Below are 17,776 nucleotides of genomic sequence, written 5' to 3'. Positions count from 1 at the left end.
TGCTCCAAATCTTATGTTAGTTATTATAACAGATTTCCATACTTGTAGTATGCCGCGCATGCACCCTCGCTGCTTACCATACAGCTTCCAAGCGGGGTTGATGGCGTACAGGCTTTAGAGAAGACTTTACAATCTTTCGGGTTTGCTTTGCCTTTTAAGATATCTCCGCAGATGCAGAGTTTATGGTCGTCTATCATTTGGCTCGGTAGTATATCTCTGTAAAGGGCTTCCGCATCAAGATAGCTAAACTCATCTTTTAACTTTAGCGCACTTTGGGCTATGTCGCCGATACCTCGCCATCTAAAATGCTCCCGTCTCTCAAAGAACTTCTCATTTAGTTTTTGCGCCTCGGTGTTGCCCTCTTTTGTTACGCTTCTGCTGTACTCGACCTCAACTTCGCATCTTTTTTCATTGAACTGTTTTAAAATCATATAGAGAGATTTCATCACATCGACAGGCTCAAATCCGCTTACAACCAAGGGCTTTTTATATTTTTTGGCAAATTCGTCGTAAATCTTGCTCCCGCTTATAACGCTCACATGAGCCGGACCGATGAAAGCGTCTATCTTGTTTGTCTCATCGTCTAGCAAAACCCTCATAGGCTCAGGAACGGTTACATGGTTGATGTGAAAGAGAATATTTTTAATGTTTTGTTTTATTGCCATATTTATAAGCGCGGATGTCATAGGCGTAGTCGTCTCAAAACCTATGGCAAAAAATATAACGGTTTTATCTGGATTTTGCAAAGCTATTTTTAGAGTGTCGGCAGGAGAGTAGACAAATCTGACATCGGCTCCAAGGGCCCTTGCATCTTGCAGGCTTCCGTGACTTCCTGGAACTTTTATCATATCACCCAAGGTAATCAAAATCACATCTTTTTGCAGTGCCAAGATGTAGGCGTGGTCTATCCTCTCTTTTGGCATGATGCAAACAGGACAACCGGGACCATGAATGAACTTGACATTTTCAGGCAAAATCTGATTTAACCCGTACTTCATAATGGTATGCGTATGCCCTCCGCAAACTTCCATGATATTTACATCGTGTGTAAGCTTTTTTGATTCTTCTTCTATAAGCTTTGCGTACGCTTTTATGGTTTGTGGATTTCTAAAGCCGAAATAGAGCTCTTTTAATTCTAATTTTTTACTCATTGAAAACACTTATCGCTATCTATTATGCTCTGTTGCAGTTCATCATCATCCATCCGCCCAAGTATCTCTTCAAACGCTTCAAGAGACAACAGCGCATCCTCTTTGTCGATTTTGTTCATAATAAAACCGACATGTATAAGAACATAATCCCCGACCTCTACACTGCCATCTTGCATAAGGTCTAAAGAAGCGTCACGGCTCACTCCCATAGTATCGACGGTTGCGGTGTTTGTAGTTTTATCTATTTTTGTTACACGGCTGGGAATTGAAAGGCACATATCTACTCTTTGTATTTAACTTACTTTCTCTTATGACTTATTTTATCTTTTTTTTAAACATATTGCTATATCAATCTAAACTAGTTTTAGATATTGTCGGTCGCCACGGAGGCTACAACTTTGCCTTTACATAGACAAGCAGATATTTGGCTACAAGAGATATAACTAGGTTTTAGTACAAAAATCCAAACAGCCAAAGCGGTATCTTATTGCCAAATCCCATCTCAATATCATCGGCAATAACATAAGAGTTTGGCAAATCTTTTATCTGCTCAAATCCTTTATTTTTACCGCCTATTTCAACCGTATATTTTTCATTTATCAAAAAATCACCCTTATCAAGATAGTGGAGTTTATGTTTTGTACAAACATTACTAACAAAGTATGTTTCTCTTAGAGTTCCGATATCTTTGGAGATGCAAAGAGCCTCAAAAAGATTTGTATTGGCAAGGTAGAGCTTATCTGATTTTCTAATAGCTGCAAACCTTTTGCCTTCATGTGTGATTTGTTTGATGAGTTCTGCATCATCAAGATATTCAATGTATTTGTAAAGCGTGGTTTTTGTTATACCGATAGTTGAAGCCAATTTATCTATACTAAATTCCAAAGGTTTTGATACACAAATCGTAAGCAGCAATTTTTTTAAAGTATCTATTTTGTCCGGCTGAATCATAAAAAGCTTGCTTAAATCTGTATGCAAAATAGTATTTATAGTCTCTATGATTCTATCTACATATTTATCTTTATCTTCAAAATAAAATGGATAAGTTCCAACTTTTAAAAACTCATCATAATATTTTAGTATCTTTTTATTTGGCAGAGTTTGAATTATCTCATTTGCTATATTTTCATGACTATGCAAAATCTCCTCCAAACTATAAGATTTTAAAGATATATCAAACGAAAGCTCCAAATACTCTTTTAAACTCAGTGGATAAAGATGGTACATAGAGTATCTTCTTGCAAAATCAGGACTTGTTAAATGAAGTGCAGATGAGCCTGTAAAATAGACTTTAATATCTAAAAAATCATAGATAGACTTCAGCTCTTTCTCAAAATTTAAAGCTTCATGAACCTCATCTATGCAGATAAGCTCGCCTCCTCTTTTGCTAAACTCATCTACAAAATCAAAAAGTGAAATATCTTGAAACATTGCATAATCGCATGAGATATAGAGTTTAGCACTGATAGAAAGTTCTGATTTTTGAAGTATTTGCATAAGTGTAGTAGTTTTTCCGATTCCTCTGCTCCCATAAACTGCGGTTATTTTTGCAGGCGAATTATAAAGAGCGTCAAAAATATATCTTTTATATAACGGCAGTTTTTGATTTGCCTTAAGAGCATAAAGTCTTTTTGCATTTTCAAGTATTTTTTGCATACATTAAGCCTTAGTTTGTTTTTTGCATTATACTATAAAATATGCTATAAGTCTATTGCAATATACTAGTTATTTTTATTTATTATTGAGACTCTTGAATTAAATAAGCATATTCAAAACACAACGCTCTCTAGCATCCCTAAAACTTTTTCTAAAACCTCATCGCTGACTCTCTCAACAAACTTAACTTTTCTAACATTGTAGTCTATGGATTTTACCTGCTCAGTCATTATAAAACCCGTTAAATTGTCACTTTCTACTTTTACATGAAAAGGGAAATTTCTATCGGTGTTAGTTATTGGGCAAGCTATGGCTAACCCTACATGTTTATTAAAAACTTCATTTGAGATAATAAGAGCCGGTCTTCTGCCTTGTTGCTCATGTCCGGCTGATGGGTCGAAAGTTAGTATGACTAAGTCACCTTTTTTTGGGATATACTCTTTCACCATTCTTCTTTTCCGACTGATAAAATAAACTCTTCTTTTGCTTGATAATCTTTTGGAATTTTTGCGACAAGCTCATTGATGTCATATTTTATTTTTTCTTTTTTTATAGGCTCGATTATCGCTTTATTGTTTTGCACAAATATATTAACTTCATCACCGACAGATAAATGCAGAGTTTGCATAATATCTTTTGGAACTCTAAGCCCCTGTGAATTTCCCCATTTTGAAATAATAGCAGTCATTTTTAACTCCTTAATGTATATCCAAAGTATATCATAGTATTGCTAAATCATAAACCCTTAAATCCCCATTCCATTCAACTGATTTGCCACATACATCGCGTGATTGTCGGTCATTCCGACGATATAGTCAATAACCCTTTGATACATAGTGTACAAACTCTCTGTTTTTTTTGGTCTGTTTTCACCCATAAGTTCTAGTGCTCTTTTGTATCTAAAAGAGAGTTTTGACTCATCCTCTTTTTTGTAAAGTTCGTACGAGGCATGCATCAGATTTTTAAGCAGAGTTTCTATAATATTGTAAGCTCCGAGTTCAAGTTCTATTTTTCTTTTTTCATTAAATATTTTTTGGCTTCCAAGTCTTTTTGCTTCTTTGATGGCAGTTTGAAACTCTTTTTTTCTAAAGAGTTCAATCAAATCTTTTGGCTGCTCATCGCTTATGATGGCATCAAAATTCTCTTCAAAAACCTCCATTGTGTGTACCGCTAAGAGATGTATGGAGATGGCAACCAGTCTTGAGACTTTTTTTGTATCCTCAATACTCCTCTCAGAGTATATTTTTGCAACCTCATCTTCGCCGCAAATGAGGGTAAATATATTTTTCGTATCCCCAAGCGTTATGATTTTAAGCTCCAGAGCATCTTGCAAATCCAGCAAACCGTAACAGATATCGTCCGAGGCTTCCATAAGGTAAGAAAGGGGATGTCTTTTAAATATACCGTCTGCTTTAATTAATCCAAGCTCATCAAAAAGGATTTTAAAAAAGGCAGCTTCGCTTTGAAAATAGTTAAACTTCGATTTGCCGATATTTTTGCAACTGCTCGATGGATGCGGGTACTTTACTAAAGCCCCAAGCGTTGCAAAAGTAAGATTCATTCCTCCCTCAAAAAGGTTATTTTCTATCTGAGTAACTACTCTAAAACTTTGAGCGTTACCATCGAGATGGATAAAATCCTCTATCTCGTTTTGCGATAACTCTTTTAAAAAATCCTCATTTTTATTAGTCTCAAACCACTCTTTTATAACCTCTTCCCCTGCGTGTCCAAAAGGCGGATTACCGATATCATGCGCCAGACAAGCAGTTTGGATTATGTATGCGACATCATAAGGATTTATCTCTATCTGCGGGTATTTTTTATTTAGAAATTCTCCGACTCGAAGCCCTAAACTTCTGCCGACACTCGCAACTTCCAAGCTGTGCGTGAGTCTGTTGTGAACATGGTCGTTTTTTGAAAGCGGATGCACTTGCGTCTTTTTTGAGAGCCTTCTAAATGAGTTGGAAAATATTATCCTGTCATAATCTTTATGAAAACTGCTTCTGTAATATTGTTGATTTTCATCCTCTTGTATCTTATCATCGGAGTAGTATCTTTTTTTACAGAGTAGTTTTTCAAACATTTTTTATTTCCATCTCTAGGGATTTTATATTGCCATAGTACTAAAACAAAACTTCAAAAATATAAATTTCAACCATTTTTGGATAGACTAGTACACTAGAATTCTTACATAACTTGGATCCTGAATCAAGTTCAGGATGACGAAAATTCATATACTCCGTCATTCCAAACTTGATTTGGAATCTAATTTATGGTTATGCAAAGTCTAATCTAATTTCCAAGTTGCTTATATGTAATCCTATTTCTTCCTCTCTCTTTAGACTCATAAAGTGCATCATCTGCTTGTTTATAAACAGTATCCAATATGAATTTATCTTTAGTGCTACTTGATATGATAGCTACACCAAAAGAAGCTGTTACTGTATTTAGCGGTGGGTTGAGCTTGTGTTCTATACTTAGAGATTCTATGTTTTTTCTAGCGCTCTCTACTAGAGTATATATATCATCTATACTTTTTGCACTTATCAAAACTCCAAACTCCTCACCGCCTAGTCTAAATACAGTGTCTTCACTGCGTTTAAAGCTCTCTTTTAATACATTTGCTAGATTTATAAGTACACTATCACCATCTTGGTGACCATAATTATCGTTGTACTTTTTAAAGTTATCAACATCTAAAAGGACAAATGCAAATATTTTATTATTTCTCAAAGAATTCTCAAGTACGGAGTCTGCTATATCATTGAAATGCCTTCTGTTATATAAAGAGGTTAGTCCGTCGGTGATGGAGAGTTCATATATCTTTTTCTTATCAGTTATATTATGTCTTAACGCATTAAAGCCTATTATATGGTTATCTTTACTAAACTTTGGCTCTATGATAGCATCTACCCAGTAGTAAGAGCCATCTTTCTTTCTATTTTTTAGCTCACCTCTCCAAACTTTTCCGGAAGTTATAGTTTTCCAAAGATCAACATAGAGTAAATCCGGCATATCAGGATGTCTTAAGATATTATGATTTTTTCCAATCAGTTCTTCTCTTGTGTATCCGGATATTTCACAAAAAGCATTTGATACTAAGATTATTTTTCCACTTGTATCCGTAGATGAAGTGATAACATTGTCATCAACAATTTTATTAAACTCACTTATCTCTTCCATCTGCTTCATATTTAAAAAAATATGTATTATTTTTGAACTAAGCTCCTCTTCTAAGACCGGTTTTAAAATCACATCATTTGCACCATATTTATACAATTTTATCTTTAGGTCATTATCATTTTCACCGGTTATAATCAAAATAGGCAGTTTTGAGTATTTTATATCTGATTTTAAAGTTTTTATTAGCTCAAGCCCATTCATATTTGGCATATTGTAGTCGCTTATTATCAAAGAAATATAACTATTTTTAGCAAGTAGTTCAATTGCATTTACGCCATCTTTAGCAACATGAACCTTCAACAAAATCTTTTCTAATATCTGCTGAATATTTTTAGAAACAGCAGTTGAATCATCTACAACTAAAACTTCTTTGCCTCTACAATACTCTATAGCTTCAACTAAATGAGAGAGATAATTTATTCCGTAGTTGAAATCTTTTATCACATAGTCTATAATATTTGGATACTCAGGATTGTTAAGAAGATTGCTCTCTACTCTTGAGCTAAAAACAATAGTAGGCAATTTATGCTTAGCAAGTAGTTTCAATATCTCAAGATTTAATGCATCCGGCAGCACCAAGTTTGATATAACAAGAAAAAAATTGTGTGTGTCAATCAAATAACTTGCTTCTTCTAAAGATTTAGCACTAAATACTTTCATGCCTATGTTTTTTATAAACATATTTTTTAACATATTTATAAAAACGCTTGAAGCTTCTATGATGAGTATTTTCTTCATTTTATTTTTCCTTGTTTATTAAATTAGTACATTATCTTGCAATCTATCTCTAATCTCTAAAAATTTATCAAGATTTTTAAAAAATAGATCTATAAGATTTGGATCAAAATGTTTTGCTCTCTCTTTCTCAAAAAGTTCTAAAATTTTATCTAACTCCCACGCTTTCTTATAACATCTATCATGTCCAAGTGCATCAAAAACATCGGCTATAGCGGTAATACGCCCATAAATAGGAATATTTTCTGCTTTTAAACCTCTTGGATATCCACTTCCATCATATTTTTCATGATGGGTGAGTGCAACTTGTGCAGAAGCTCTTAGGATAGGTCTTTTTGAGTGTTGCAACATCTCATATCCTATTATGGCATGTGTTTTCATTACTTCAAACTCTTCCAAAGTGAGCTTTGCCGGTTTGTTAAGTATATTATCTGAAATGCCGACTTTACCTATATCGTGCATAGGAGAGGCTTGCTTTAGAAGGCTTGCTTCCTCTTCACTAATCCCCGCTAATTTTGCCAAAAGATAAGAGTATTCAGCTACTCTTTTTACATGCAAACCTGTCTCTTTGCTTCTCGTCTCACCGATAGCGCCCATAGTGAGAACTACCTCCCTTTGCGTATTTATAATCTCTTCATTGAGTGCATATATCTCTGTTACATCAAGCATAACTTGTATATACTCTGAGACTTCATTGTTTCTATTTAATAGTGGGTAAAAAAGTGAATCTATAATGTACTCTGAGCCATCTTTAGCAATGTTTGTTAAAATATACTGAACACTCTCTTTTTTAGATAATTTTTCAGTTATTTTATCACAGAGATGAGACTCTCTATGTTTTTGATGTCGTAGCTCTGAGCAATTTTTTCCTACTAATTCATCTTCCGTATAGCCGCTTAAATCACAAAACTTTTTATTTGCATATTTTATGATGCTCTTTGTATCTGTCTTTAAAATGGCTATAGATGAATTTATTATATTTTCATACTGTTGCATATAGTGCAGGTTATCTTCAAGATTGTTACTTTTAATATCTAGCTCAACTCTTAAAATATTTTTATACTCTTCAAGCTCTGTTATATCGGTTCTAAATCCTAAATACTCTTTAAAGCTTCCATCTTTATTTAAGACTTCACTTATTTCAGAGATTACATAGTATGGCTTACCCTCTTTTGTTTTGTTTTTTACAAGCCCTCTCCATGATTTGCCGCTTTTTATGGTTTCCCACATATCTCTATATACCTCTTTTGGCATATCTTCATGTCTTACAATATTGTGCGACTTTCCTATAAGTTCTTCTTTGGAGTATCCGGACAAACTTATAAAATTTTCATTTACATCTTTGATAATTCCTTTTTCATCGGTTGCAGATATTATTGAAAAATTATTTACAATTCTTTTAAATTGTTCTAAATAATATAAATTTTCATCCAATTCTTCACCTATTTTTGCAACAAGTGTCGTAATAGCTTTTAATCTAATTTCTTCTATGTTCTTATTTCTATCTACTCTTTTTTGTTCAATAATCTCTTCTTTATTACCCTCATTTAAAACCACATAAGTTGTAGTTATATTTAAAAGATTGTTACTGCAACTCTTTGAGTCGTGAAAAAATTCACCGTAAGTGGCGAAACCAGATAGTGGTGCTAAAGTATGAAGTGATTTAAGTTCCTCTTTAAAATAACTTCCTAATACTTGTCTTCTAGTTGCACAAGAGTAAATATATATAGCTTCGTTTTTAAATCTATTTTGATTGATTGTTTCAATATTTGCATTTTTAATATTTTCTATATTTGCATAGCCAAATTTTACATAACTACCCTCTTTTATGTCGCCTGCAAATTGTACACTCCCCTGTGCTTCATCCACTGCAATAGGAGCCCTTGCAACATCAACTCCATCTTCACTAAAAATTAATGGAAATTCTATCCCTAAAGTGTGCATATTTTCTGCTATTTCATCACCTAGATAGTGCTTATAAATATCCAAAACACTTTGATTATTTATCTCATACACTATATTTTCAGAGGATTTCGTAACTACCATCTGTTTTCCGATAGTTTGCCAATTAAAGAGGTATTTTGTTTCAACCTTTAAAATATCAGAATATATAACGCCAACCACCACATCACAGGTATTGCATTTAGAAGAAAAAACATTTGATGTTTTAAATTTAAAATCATCTCCGGCATTTCCGCCGGATATGACAATATTTGGATGCTTAAGTGATATTTCTTTAAGAATATATTCAGAATTTATTTTAAATGTATTTGCAAAAATTACAAGAAGTTTTGTGCTGGAGGTTATTAAATCTTTTGAGATACTCTCAACTATCTCATCGGCAGTTTTTGATACATAACAAAGAGATTTTGTAAATGAATGCTCAAAAAGAGAAAAGGAGATAACTATCTCACCATCAACTATTTCTCCGCCCTTTACAATGCCGGCAGTAGATGTAGCCATAAAAGATGCGTTTGGTAGTATTGAGTTTAAATCATCTCTTGCTTTATAAACATTTTTTATATCACTATCTGAATAAAAAAGCTGTATAAAGGTAAAATTTGTATCTAAAATACTATTTTTTTGTATAAATTTTTTTAATGAATCTCTATCTTTATATCTATAATTCAATAACTTCACACTAAATTCCTTAAAAGTATAAAAATTCAGTGATTATTATAACTATTTTTCAGTAATTTCTTAATTTTAAACTTGATTAAGAATATAACTTATAAATTTTGTAAGAAGCATAATATAAAGAAATCTTAAAATACTTTTAACTATTTTAAGGTAAACTATTACACTAACCTCATCCAAAGGAATTACTCATGTCAACTTCACTCATTATAGTTATAGTTCTAGCACTTGTTTTAGTTTTGATGTATAACTCGCTTGTAGGAAAGAAAAATCAGGTTGAAAATATCTTTGCAAGTGTAGATACGGTTCTAAAAAAACGCTACGACCTTATCCCAAACCTTGTAGCAAGTGTGAGCAAATACATGGAGCATGAAAAATCGCTTCTTGAAAATGTTACACGCCTTCGTGCAGAAGCGAATAAGCCAAATCTAAGCGATGGAGAGAAAATTGCTCTTGATGCGAAGGTTAGCTCTGCTTTAGGCTCTATTATGGTGGCAGTTGAGAACTACCCCGAGCTAAAAGCAAACGAAAATGTTATGCACCTGCAACACACTCTGCACGAGGTTGAAGAGCAGATATCTGCGGCTAGACGCGCATACAACCAAAGCGTAACGGACTACAACAATGCTATAGAGATGATTCCGACAAGTTTTATGGCTTCGCTTATGAACTACAAACGAAAAGAGGTATTTTCGATAGTTGAAGAGCAGCGCCAAAATGTCAATGTCAAAGAGCTTTTTAGCTAAAGGCTTTTGTGATGAAGAGCGTAAGTGAACTTACCGATTTTTACTACAACAATCTATTTCCTACTCTGCAAAGGCTGGAGAATGATAGAAAAAATCTCAGACATCGAATTATCTTTGTTGCTATAACCGTTACTGCTATTTTTGCTTCTATTGCTTATACTTTAAATAATTATTACGACTTTATCATCTTTATATATATTGCTCTTATTGCTTTGCTTTATAAATTTATGATAAAAGATTACACACATGAATTTAAGATGAATGTCATAAAACCGCTTATTCATGCTATAGATAAGACTCTGCTCTACTCAAGTGCAACTCATGTCTCAGAGTATCTTTTTGAACACTCAAAGCTCTTTAGCAACCCCGATAAGATAAGCGGAAATGATTATGTAAAAGGTCAAATTGACGGTGTAAACATCCAATTTTCAGACATACATGCCCAAAAGAGAAATCAAAACTCCAAAAGTAAAGATACATGGAGCACAATATTTCAAGGGCTTTTTATTGTTGCCGACTTTAACAAACACTTTAACGGAGAAACGGTTGTTTTGCCCGATACCGCTCAAAGCACATTCGGCGATATCATCGGACATTGGCTGCAATCAAACAATGCAGCTAGAGATGAACTGGTTAAAATGGATGACCCCGAATTTGAAAAAGAGTTTGTAGTCTACTCCACGAATCAGATAGAAGCAAGGTATATCCTATCTCACTCGCTTATGAAAAAACTGCTTGACTTTAAACACAAATCAAAACATCCGGTTTATATCTCATTTATCGGTACTCATATCTATATGGCTATCAGTTATGACAAAGATTTGTTTGAGCCGTCAGTATTTCATTCGCTTTTAGATTATAAAGTGGCGATGGAGTATGTAAAAACCCTGCATTTAGCCATCGGTGTCGTAGAAGAGTTAAAACTAAATCAAAAACTATGGAGCAAAGTATGAGCGAAAAAGATATAGCGCTTCTTAGCGTCAAAGATTTTTTAACTCCTCAAATGCTCAAATTTGCCATATTGCCTTTTATAATCAGTTTGGTTGTTATGTACATTCTCTTTTTTATCATAGCGGGAATCGGGATTGAGCAGCTCGGCACTCTGCAGGTGTACAGCTCTCAAACTACTATCCAAAACGGCGTCCCGCACACCGAGAGTCTAAGTGCCGTGCTTGAGGATTCTGCAATTATAAAATTTTTGATGAACTATACTATAACTTCTTGGCTGGCTACTTTTCTCATCTATGCAATAGGCGGTTTTTTGACTATCTACATCTCTATATTTTTTGCAGTTGTCATCATAGGCTTTTTGACCCCGTTTATCTTAAGAGAGATTCAAGCAAGACACTATAAAGATGTTGAGATGATAGGTTACGGAAATATACTCTACTTCATATTTTTTGCCATAAAATGGACATTGGCTATGCTTGCGCTCTTTATCTTGCTTATACCCTTTTATTTTATTCCGCTTTTAAATATAGTCGCCCTAAATATCCCTCTTTACTACTTTTTTCACAAGATGCTGACACTAGATGTCTCTTCAAGTATATGTACGGCTGAAGAGGAAAAACAGATAAACTTTTTCAACGCAAACAAAATAAGAATGAAAACTTTAGCGCTCTATCTTCTATCGCTTATCCCATTCGCCGTATTTTTCGGAGCTATATTTTTTGTTATCTATCTTGGACATACATATTTTGTGGAGGTTAAGAAAATAAGAAGAGAGATTTAAAGTATACGGAAATAATTTCCGTATACTGCCTGTTATAGTTTTGAAATATATTCCGAGACAGCTTTTATATCGCCATCACTTAGTTTAGATACCTGACCTGCCATCAAGCCTTTCATTGCACCGCCGTATGTGTTGTTTTTATAGCCATTTAGTGCATCTGCAATTTTTTTAGCATCCCAGCCTTTAATGATTTGCGATTTTCCAAGAGCTGCTTTAGAAGCATCCTCACCATGACATCCTGCACAGACTTGATAGATTGTTGCTCCATCCATTTGTGTTGAAACTGCTTTTTTGACTTCTTCAACTTTTGCCGCAGCTTCTTGTTTAACATCTTGCGCTTTTAGAGCAACTTCCTGTTTCACCTCTTTTACGGCGTCAACCGCCTTCTGAGCATTTGATTGTTGTTTGTTATCATTACCACATCCCACTAAAAACAGCGCTACTACAATCGAAATTAAAATTTTCATACTCTACTCCTTTTTGTTGTTCTTAAATTATACTCCAAATCAACAACAATATTTACTCTTTATCCTCATCTTTTAAAACCATAGCACGGTAGGCTTCATCTTTTGGAACAAGCCCCGCTTCATACAAAAATTGAGACGGCAAAAAGTTTGTTTTTTTGATTTTGTCGTATTTTGCATAGCTAAGATAGAGTATATCTTTTGCACGGGTAACTGCGACATAAAAAAGCCTTCTCTCTTCATCGAGTGAGCCGCCGCGCTGCATAAGTTTTCTGTTTGGAAATCGCCCGTCCATCAAGTCGACTATATAGACTTCTTTGTACTCCAAACCCTTTGAAGCGTGGACACTTAGCAGGTTTACACCCTCGCCTTGCGTCAAATCCGACGAGCCTAAAATCATAGCGTTTAAAAATCTATCATGCTCAGAGTACGGTTTTGAGAGTTCTTCTAGCAAAATCATCTTTCTGGCTATTTTTGAGAGTGAATCCGCCTTTTGCTTCTCGTCAATCGTACCGTCTTTAAGCGTTGCTCTTTTGCTTGCCAAACTCTCGGATATATATCTGTAAATCGCCGATTCAGAAATCTTTTTCACGATAACGCGAGGCTGTTTGACACCTTTTAAATCACGATAAAGAAGATAAAAATCGTGCAAAAATGTAGCGCTCTCTTTTGTAAGTTTTGGATGTTTTAAAATCGGATTTTTCATAAACTTATCTTCAAATCCGCATTTTGCAAATTTTCCTACACTTCCAAGCTCTAAAAAATCATCAAACAATCCCAGCTGATGATTAAGCTTTCTCTTCTCAAAAGGGTTGTTTATGGACTCATCAGGCGCATAAAGTCCATAAAAAATTCTTCCGAGCCCTAGAGTTTTGAGTGCAATATATATCTCTTTTGCCATCGCACTCCCTATCCCTCTTGCAAACTCAAAAAGGTGGATAAACGCCATCATATCCGACTCATTGACAAGAAGCGTATAAAAATCAAGTACCGCCTTAACCTCTCTTGAATCAAAAAAACTAGTTCCGCCTTTTCTCTTGCAATTGATGCCAAGCTCTCTTAAACCAACTTCTATACCGTCAGCCGATGAGTTGTTTCTAAAAATAACGGCTATATCTTCTCTAGGTGTGAGCGTGTTACTTATCTTATAGGCGATATCGTGGTATTGGTCAAAAAGCTCATCATAGGCAAGCAGTTTTGGAGGCTCTGAGTTATGCCCTCTTGTAACTTCTAGTTTTTTTGGATAGATCCTCTCATTATGCTCTATAACTTTTGTAGCAAGAGAGAGTATCGGGACGGTTGAGCGGTAATTTTTTGTAAGGGTATGAACTTTTGCATTTGGAAATTTTTTTGAAAATGTACCGATTATGGAGATATCGGCACCGTTAAAAGCGTAAATGCTCTGATCATAATCCCCGACGCAAAAAAGCGACGGCGGATTCATAGCATCTATGAGAGTTCCTTGAAGCGCATTTGTATCTTGATACTCATCCACAAGCACCTCTTTATAACCCAAATCCCTGCTTTTACACATCTCTCTAAAATTAAGAAGCAAATCGTTAAAATTTACAAAACCGTACTCTTTTTTTAGACTCTCAAACTCATCGACGATGTCAGCGTAAATCATAGCAAAGGGCTCATGCTCAGGATATTTACCCTTTATCCACTCTTCAAAATTTGCATGCATCTCAGTATTTTGATAAAAGGAGTAAACATCATAGAGATAGTTTCCGCCATAGGGTGCTATCTCTGCCCCCAAATGCCCAAAAGAGCGTTTTTCAAAAACACTTCTAAAGAGAGTTTTTAACTCTCTTTGCTGTTTTAAGACAACCTTTTTATTCTCTTTTTTTAGCCATCTGTAACTTACCGCATGAAATGTTCCCGCATCTATTTTTGAGGCTACATCTTTACCGAAGAAATCAGCCACCCGCTGTACCATCTCTGCAGCCGCTTTGTTTGTAAAAGTCAGCAGCAATATCTCCTCCGGTTTGGTACCGGAGCCTAAAAGATGAGCGATGCGTCCGACTATTGTAGAAGTTTTGCCGGTTCCCGCTGAAGCAATAATAAGGTTTTGCGTAGATGCAGATGTAGCGGCAAGGTATTGTTCTTCATTTAAGCGGGAAAGTGGCAAAAAAACTCCTATAAAAATTTTAAGAGCGTGATTATACCAAATACAACTTCACTGAATTTTATTTAAAACACATCTAAAAACTCACTTAAGTGCACCTATAAATAAAATGTTGCTATAATTCTACTGACTATGCCGCAAATTTCTAATGAAAGGTAATTAAATATGCAACAGATAAATGAAGAGATGCTACAGGTAATATCTAATGAAACAAAAAATTCTATCGATGATATAAGCATTGTTACTCCGACTATCTATACGGATATTTTTTTAAAATGTGCTTCATCTCATAACACCGATGTAGATAACGAGCATAAAATTACGGATTATCTCTTGAGTAAAAAAATTTCCCAATTTACGGATTTGCAAGAGACAACGGCAAAAAACGCAAAAAAGCTGAGTGAAAGCACGGACAAGGCACTACTAGCCATAAAAGATAAAAATGAGACTATCCTTAGGGAAGTTTTACAAGAGACGCAAAATCTGCAACGCGAAATAGAGAGACTCAAAAAATCTGTTTATAGAGATGAACTTACTGATGTATTTAACAGAAAATGGCTGTATGACTACTCTTTAGAAGATGAATCGCAAAGATTTAAAAACTCCGGCACGCTTGCAATGATTGATCTGAACTACTTTAAAATTATAAACGATACCTACGGACACATCATAGGCGACAAAGTTTTAATTTATGTTGCAAATCAACTTAAAAAGACAAACGAAAGTGTGATTAGATACGGCGGAGATGAGTTTATAATTATATTTTCTGCCTCGACAACAAAAAATGATGCTCACAAAAAACTAAATGAGATAAGAGAAAATATTATAAAAAAACATTTAGTAGTTAAAGAGTCCTCGTTTAAAGTGAGTTTCTCTTTTGGTATTTGTGAATTTAAAAAAAGTGATATCTTAACCGATGTGATAGAACTGGCAGATAGCAATATGTATGAAGATAAAATTCAGATAAAAAAAAGAGTTACTGGTATATATTAAAATTCAACTTCTCTCTTCAATCTATTTAAAACATAGATTTAGCATAAGCAACCCATCACAACATTTACGCTATAATCGCGAAATTTTTACAGCAAACATTCAAGGTATTAAATATGTCAAACAGCTACGAACCGCAACTTACAGAAGATAAATTTTATAAAATTTGGGAAGATAGAGGCTACTTTGAAGTAGAGGGCAACAAAGAGATTCAAGAAGAGGGAAAAAACTTCTCTATCATGATGCCTCCGCCAAATGTCACGGGTCGCCTGCACATAGGTCATGCACTCACATTTACGCTTCAAGATATCATCACCCGCTACAAACGCATGGACGGGTATAAAACTCTTTGGCAGCCGGGAACAGACCATGCGGGGATTGCTACGCAAAATGTTGTTGAAAAACAGCTCTTAGCGCAGGGAACTACAAAAGAAGAGATCGGCAGAGAAGAGTTTTTAAATCGTGCATGGGCTTGGAAAGAGGAATCTGCAGGGATTATGACTTCACAACTTCGTAAAATGGGAGTAAGTCCAGCTTGGAAACGAGAGAGATTTACTATGGACGATGGACTCCAAAAATCGGTAAAAGAGGCGTTTGTTCATCTCTACAACCAAGGGCTAATAGTTCGCGGAAACTATATGGTGAACTGGTGTACGCATGACGGCGCACTAAGCGATATCGAAGTTGAACATGAAGACCATGACGGCAAATTTTACCACATCAAGTACCCGTTTGCAGATGGAAGCGGCTTTGTAGAAGTTGCAACAACAAGACCTGAGACATATTTCGGCGATACTGCGGTTATGGTTCATCCCGATGATGAGCGATACAAACATCTTATAGGTAAAAAAGTAAAACTCCCGCTAACAAGCAGAGAAGTTGCAATTATTGCCGATGAGCATGTCGATATAACTTTTGGAACCGGTGTGGTAAAAGTTACTCCCGCACACGACCAAAACGACTATGAAGTGGGTAAGAGACACGACTTGGAGTTCATCACCGTTTTTGATGAAAAAGGTATCTTAAACGAGTATGCAGGTGAGTTCAAAGGATTAGAACGCCTTGAAGCCCGTAATATTATTGTCAAAAGACTTCAAGATGAGGGCTTTATCGTAAAGATTGAAGAGCATAAACATCAAGTCGGACACTGTTACAGATGTAAAAACATCGTTGAGCCTTACATCTCAAAACAGTGGTTTGTCAGAAGCGAGGTTGCAAAAAAATCGATTGAAAAAACTAATAACGGCGAAGCGAAATTTTTTCCTCCTCATTGGATAAACTCATACAACTCTTGGATGGGAGATTTGCGTGATTGGTGTATCTCAAGACAGCTTTGGTGGGGACATCAAATTCCTGTATTTTACTGCGATGAGTGCGACCATGAGTGGGCAAGTCTCAAAGACGAAGAGCATGAGTGTCCAAAATGTGCTTCAAAAAATATTCATCAAGACCCAGATGTACTAGACACTTGGTTTAGCTCCGCACTATGGCCGTTTTCAACTTTAGGCTGGGGTAACGGCGACGCTGAGATGGATAAACTTTTTGCCTCAAACGATATGAAAGAGTTTTACCCAAATTCGCTTCTAATCACGGGTTTTGATATCCTTTTCTTTTGGGTGGCTAGAATGATGATGATGGGTGAGAGCTTTATAGGCGAATTGCCGTTTAACCACATCTATCTTCATGCGCTTGTCCGCGATGAAAACGGACAAAAGATGTCTAAATCAAAAGGCAATGTTATCGACCCGCTTGATATGGTAAACGAATTTAGCGCGGATATACTCCGTTTTACGCTTGCCATCTCGGCTGCTCAAGGGCGCGATATCCGTATGAGCAAAGCAAAGCTTGATCAAAACCGCAACTTTACAAACAAACTCTACAATGCCGCAAAATTTCTGCAGATGAATGCAGATGTTTTTCCAGACCTTAAAGGTTTTTGTGTAGAGAGCGGGCTTGGTAGATATATGCTCTCAAGACTAAACATGGCAACTGCAGAAGTCCGCGCATGTATGGATGAGTATAGATTTAACGACGCAGCGACTGCAGTTTATCGCTTTATCTGGAATGAGTTTTGTGACTGGGGCATTGAGTTAAGCAAAGCAGACAAAGGCGCCATCATCGAACTTGGAGCGATTTTTAAAGAGTCTATGAAGCTTCTGCATCCGTTTATGCCGTTTATCACGGAGTATTTATACCATGAACTCTCAGGCACAAGCCTGGAAGATAGTGATTCGATTATGATTATGAGATACCCTACTAAAACCAAAAAACGCGAAAAAGATGAGGCAAGATTTGAGCTTATCATGGATGCTATCGTCTCTATCCGCCGTGCCAAAGTTTTAGTTGATTTGGCA

At 35.5% G+C, this 17,776-nt stretch carries 15 protein-coding genes; 5 read left to right on the top strand and 10 right to left on the bottom strand.

The window, feature by feature from the left end; translation table 11 throughout:
* Positions 1-23: 23 nt before the first annotated feature.
* The 8 genes from hypD to PHQ93_RS07260 all read right to left on the bottom strand — a co-directional run bounded on the left by hypD (position 24) and on the right by PHQ93_RS07260 (position 9,365).
* Positions 24-1,151, bottom strand: a complete 1,128-nt coding sequence (hypD, locus tag PHQ93_RS07295; protein ID WP_299942655.1) for a hydrogenase formation protein HypD — start codon at positions 1,149-1,151, stop codon at positions 24-26.
* Complete coding sequence (locus PHQ93_RS07290) at positions 1,148-1,429, bottom strand: HypC/HybG/HupF family hydrogenase formation chaperone (RefSeq protein ID WP_299942653.1); 282 nt, start codon at positions 1,427-1,429, stop codon at positions 1,148-1,150. Before PHQ93_RS07290 ends, hypD begins: the two co-directional genes overlap by 4 nt.
* A 172-nt stretch (positions 1,430-1,601) precedes the next feature.
* On the bottom strand, positions 1,602-2,807 hold the full coding sequence (locus PHQ93_RS07285) for an AAA family ATPase (protein WP_299942651.1): 1,206 nt from the start codon (positions 2,805-2,807) through the stop codon (positions 1,602-1,604).
* Positions 2,808-2,920: 113 nt separating this feature from the next.
* Positions 2,921-3,256, bottom strand: a complete 336-nt coding sequence (locus PHQ93_RS07280) for a type II toxin-antitoxin system PemK/MazF family toxin (RefSeq protein ID WP_299942649.1) — start codon at positions 3,254-3,256, stop codon at positions 2,921-2,923.
* Positions 3,250-3,495, bottom strand: coding sequence for an AbrB/MazE/SpoVT family DNA-binding domain-containing protein (locus tag PHQ93_RS07275; RefSeq protein WP_299942647.1), 246 nt, complete (start codon positions 3,493-3,495; stop codon positions 3,250-3,252). Before PHQ93_RS07275 ends, PHQ93_RS07280 begins: the two co-directional genes overlap by 7 nt.
* A gap of 57 nt (positions 3,496-3,552) precedes the next feature.
* The gene (locus PHQ93_RS07270) at positions 3,553-4,890 is read right to left on the bottom strand and encodes a deoxyguanosinetriphosphate triphosphohydrolase (protein ID WP_299942645.1); all 1,338 of its coding nucleotides are present in this window, start codon (positions 4,888-4,890) and stop codon (positions 3,553-3,555) included.
* 209 nt (positions 4,891-5,099) lie between these two features.
* Positions 5,100-6,728: a diguanylate cyclase gene (locus tag PHQ93_RS07265; RefSeq protein ID WP_299942643.1), complete on the bottom strand. Its 1,629-nt coding sequence runs from the start codon at positions 6,726-6,728 to the stop codon at positions 5,100-5,102.
* Between the two features lie 18 nt (positions 6,729-6,746).
* Positions 6,747-9,365 (bottom strand): PAS domain S-box protein, encoded by a 2,619-nt coding sequence (locus PHQ93_RS07260; RefSeq protein ID WP_299942641.1) that lies wholly within the window; start codon positions 9,363-9,365, stop codon positions 6,747-6,749.
* Between the two features lie 188 nt (positions 9,366-9,553).
* Here PHQ93_RS07260 and PHQ93_RS07255 point away from each other — a divergent pair, with 188 nt between their 5' ends.
* Genes PHQ93_RS07255 through PHQ93_RS07245 form a run of 3 tightly spaced genes read left to right on the top strand, consistent with a single transcriptional unit; the run spans position 9,554 to position 11,840 of the window.
* Positions 9,554-10,108, top strand: a complete 555-nt coding sequence (locus PHQ93_RS07255) for a LemA family protein (protein ID WP_299942639.1) — start codon at positions 9,554-9,556, stop codon at positions 10,106-10,108.
* Between the two features lie 11 nt (positions 10,109-10,119).
* Positions 10,120-11,061, top strand: a complete 942-nt coding sequence (locus PHQ93_RS07250) for a DUF3137 domain-containing protein (RefSeq protein WP_299942637.1) — start codon at positions 10,120-10,122, stop codon at positions 11,059-11,061.
* Positions 11,058-11,840 (top strand): EI24 domain-containing protein, encoded by a 783-nt coding sequence (locus tag PHQ93_RS07245; RefSeq protein ID WP_299942635.1) that lies wholly within the window; start codon positions 11,058-11,060, stop codon positions 11,838-11,840. The genes PHQ93_RS07250 and PHQ93_RS07245 overlap by 4 nt, the downstream gene beginning before the upstream one ends.
* Positions 11,841-11,872: 32 nt before the next feature.
* Here the strand turns inward: PHQ93_RS07245 and PHQ93_RS10740 are convergent, their stop codons facing one another.
* Complete coding sequence (locus PHQ93_RS10740) at positions 11,873-12,307, bottom strand: c-type cytochrome (protein WP_367278381.1); 435 nt, start codon at positions 12,305-12,307, stop codon at positions 11,873-11,875.
* Between the two features lie 52 nt (positions 12,308-12,359).
* Entirely contained in the window at positions 12,360-14,435 is a 2,076-nt protein-coding gene (locus PHQ93_RS07235; RefSeq protein ID WP_299942633.1) for an ATP-dependent helicase, read from the bottom strand.
* Positions 14,436-14,597: 162 nt separating this feature from the next.
* Between PHQ93_RS07235 and PHQ93_RS07230 the strand changes: the two genes are divergently transcribed.
* Both PHQ93_RS07230 and PHQ93_RS07225 read left to right on the top strand, forming a co-directional pair.
* Positions 14,598-15,425, top strand: a complete 828-nt coding sequence (locus PHQ93_RS07230) for a GGDEF domain-containing protein (protein WP_299942631.1) — start codon at positions 14,598-14,600, stop codon at positions 15,423-15,425.
* A gap of 113 nt (positions 15,426-15,538) precedes the next feature.
* Positions 15,539-17,776 (top strand): valine--tRNA ligase (locus tag PHQ93_RS07225; protein ID WP_299942629.1); only part of this gene is annotated, 2,238 nt, incomplete at its 3' end.

This window comes from Sulfurimonas sp. (assembly GCF_028714975.1).
In the GTDB taxonomy this organism is placed as follows: Bacteria; Campylobacterota; Campylobacteria; order Campylobacterales; family Sulfurimonadaceae; genus Sulfurimonas.
The sequence above is the reverse complement of the archived record's forward strand: the minus strand, read 5'-3'. Positions and strand labels throughout refer to the sequence as shown.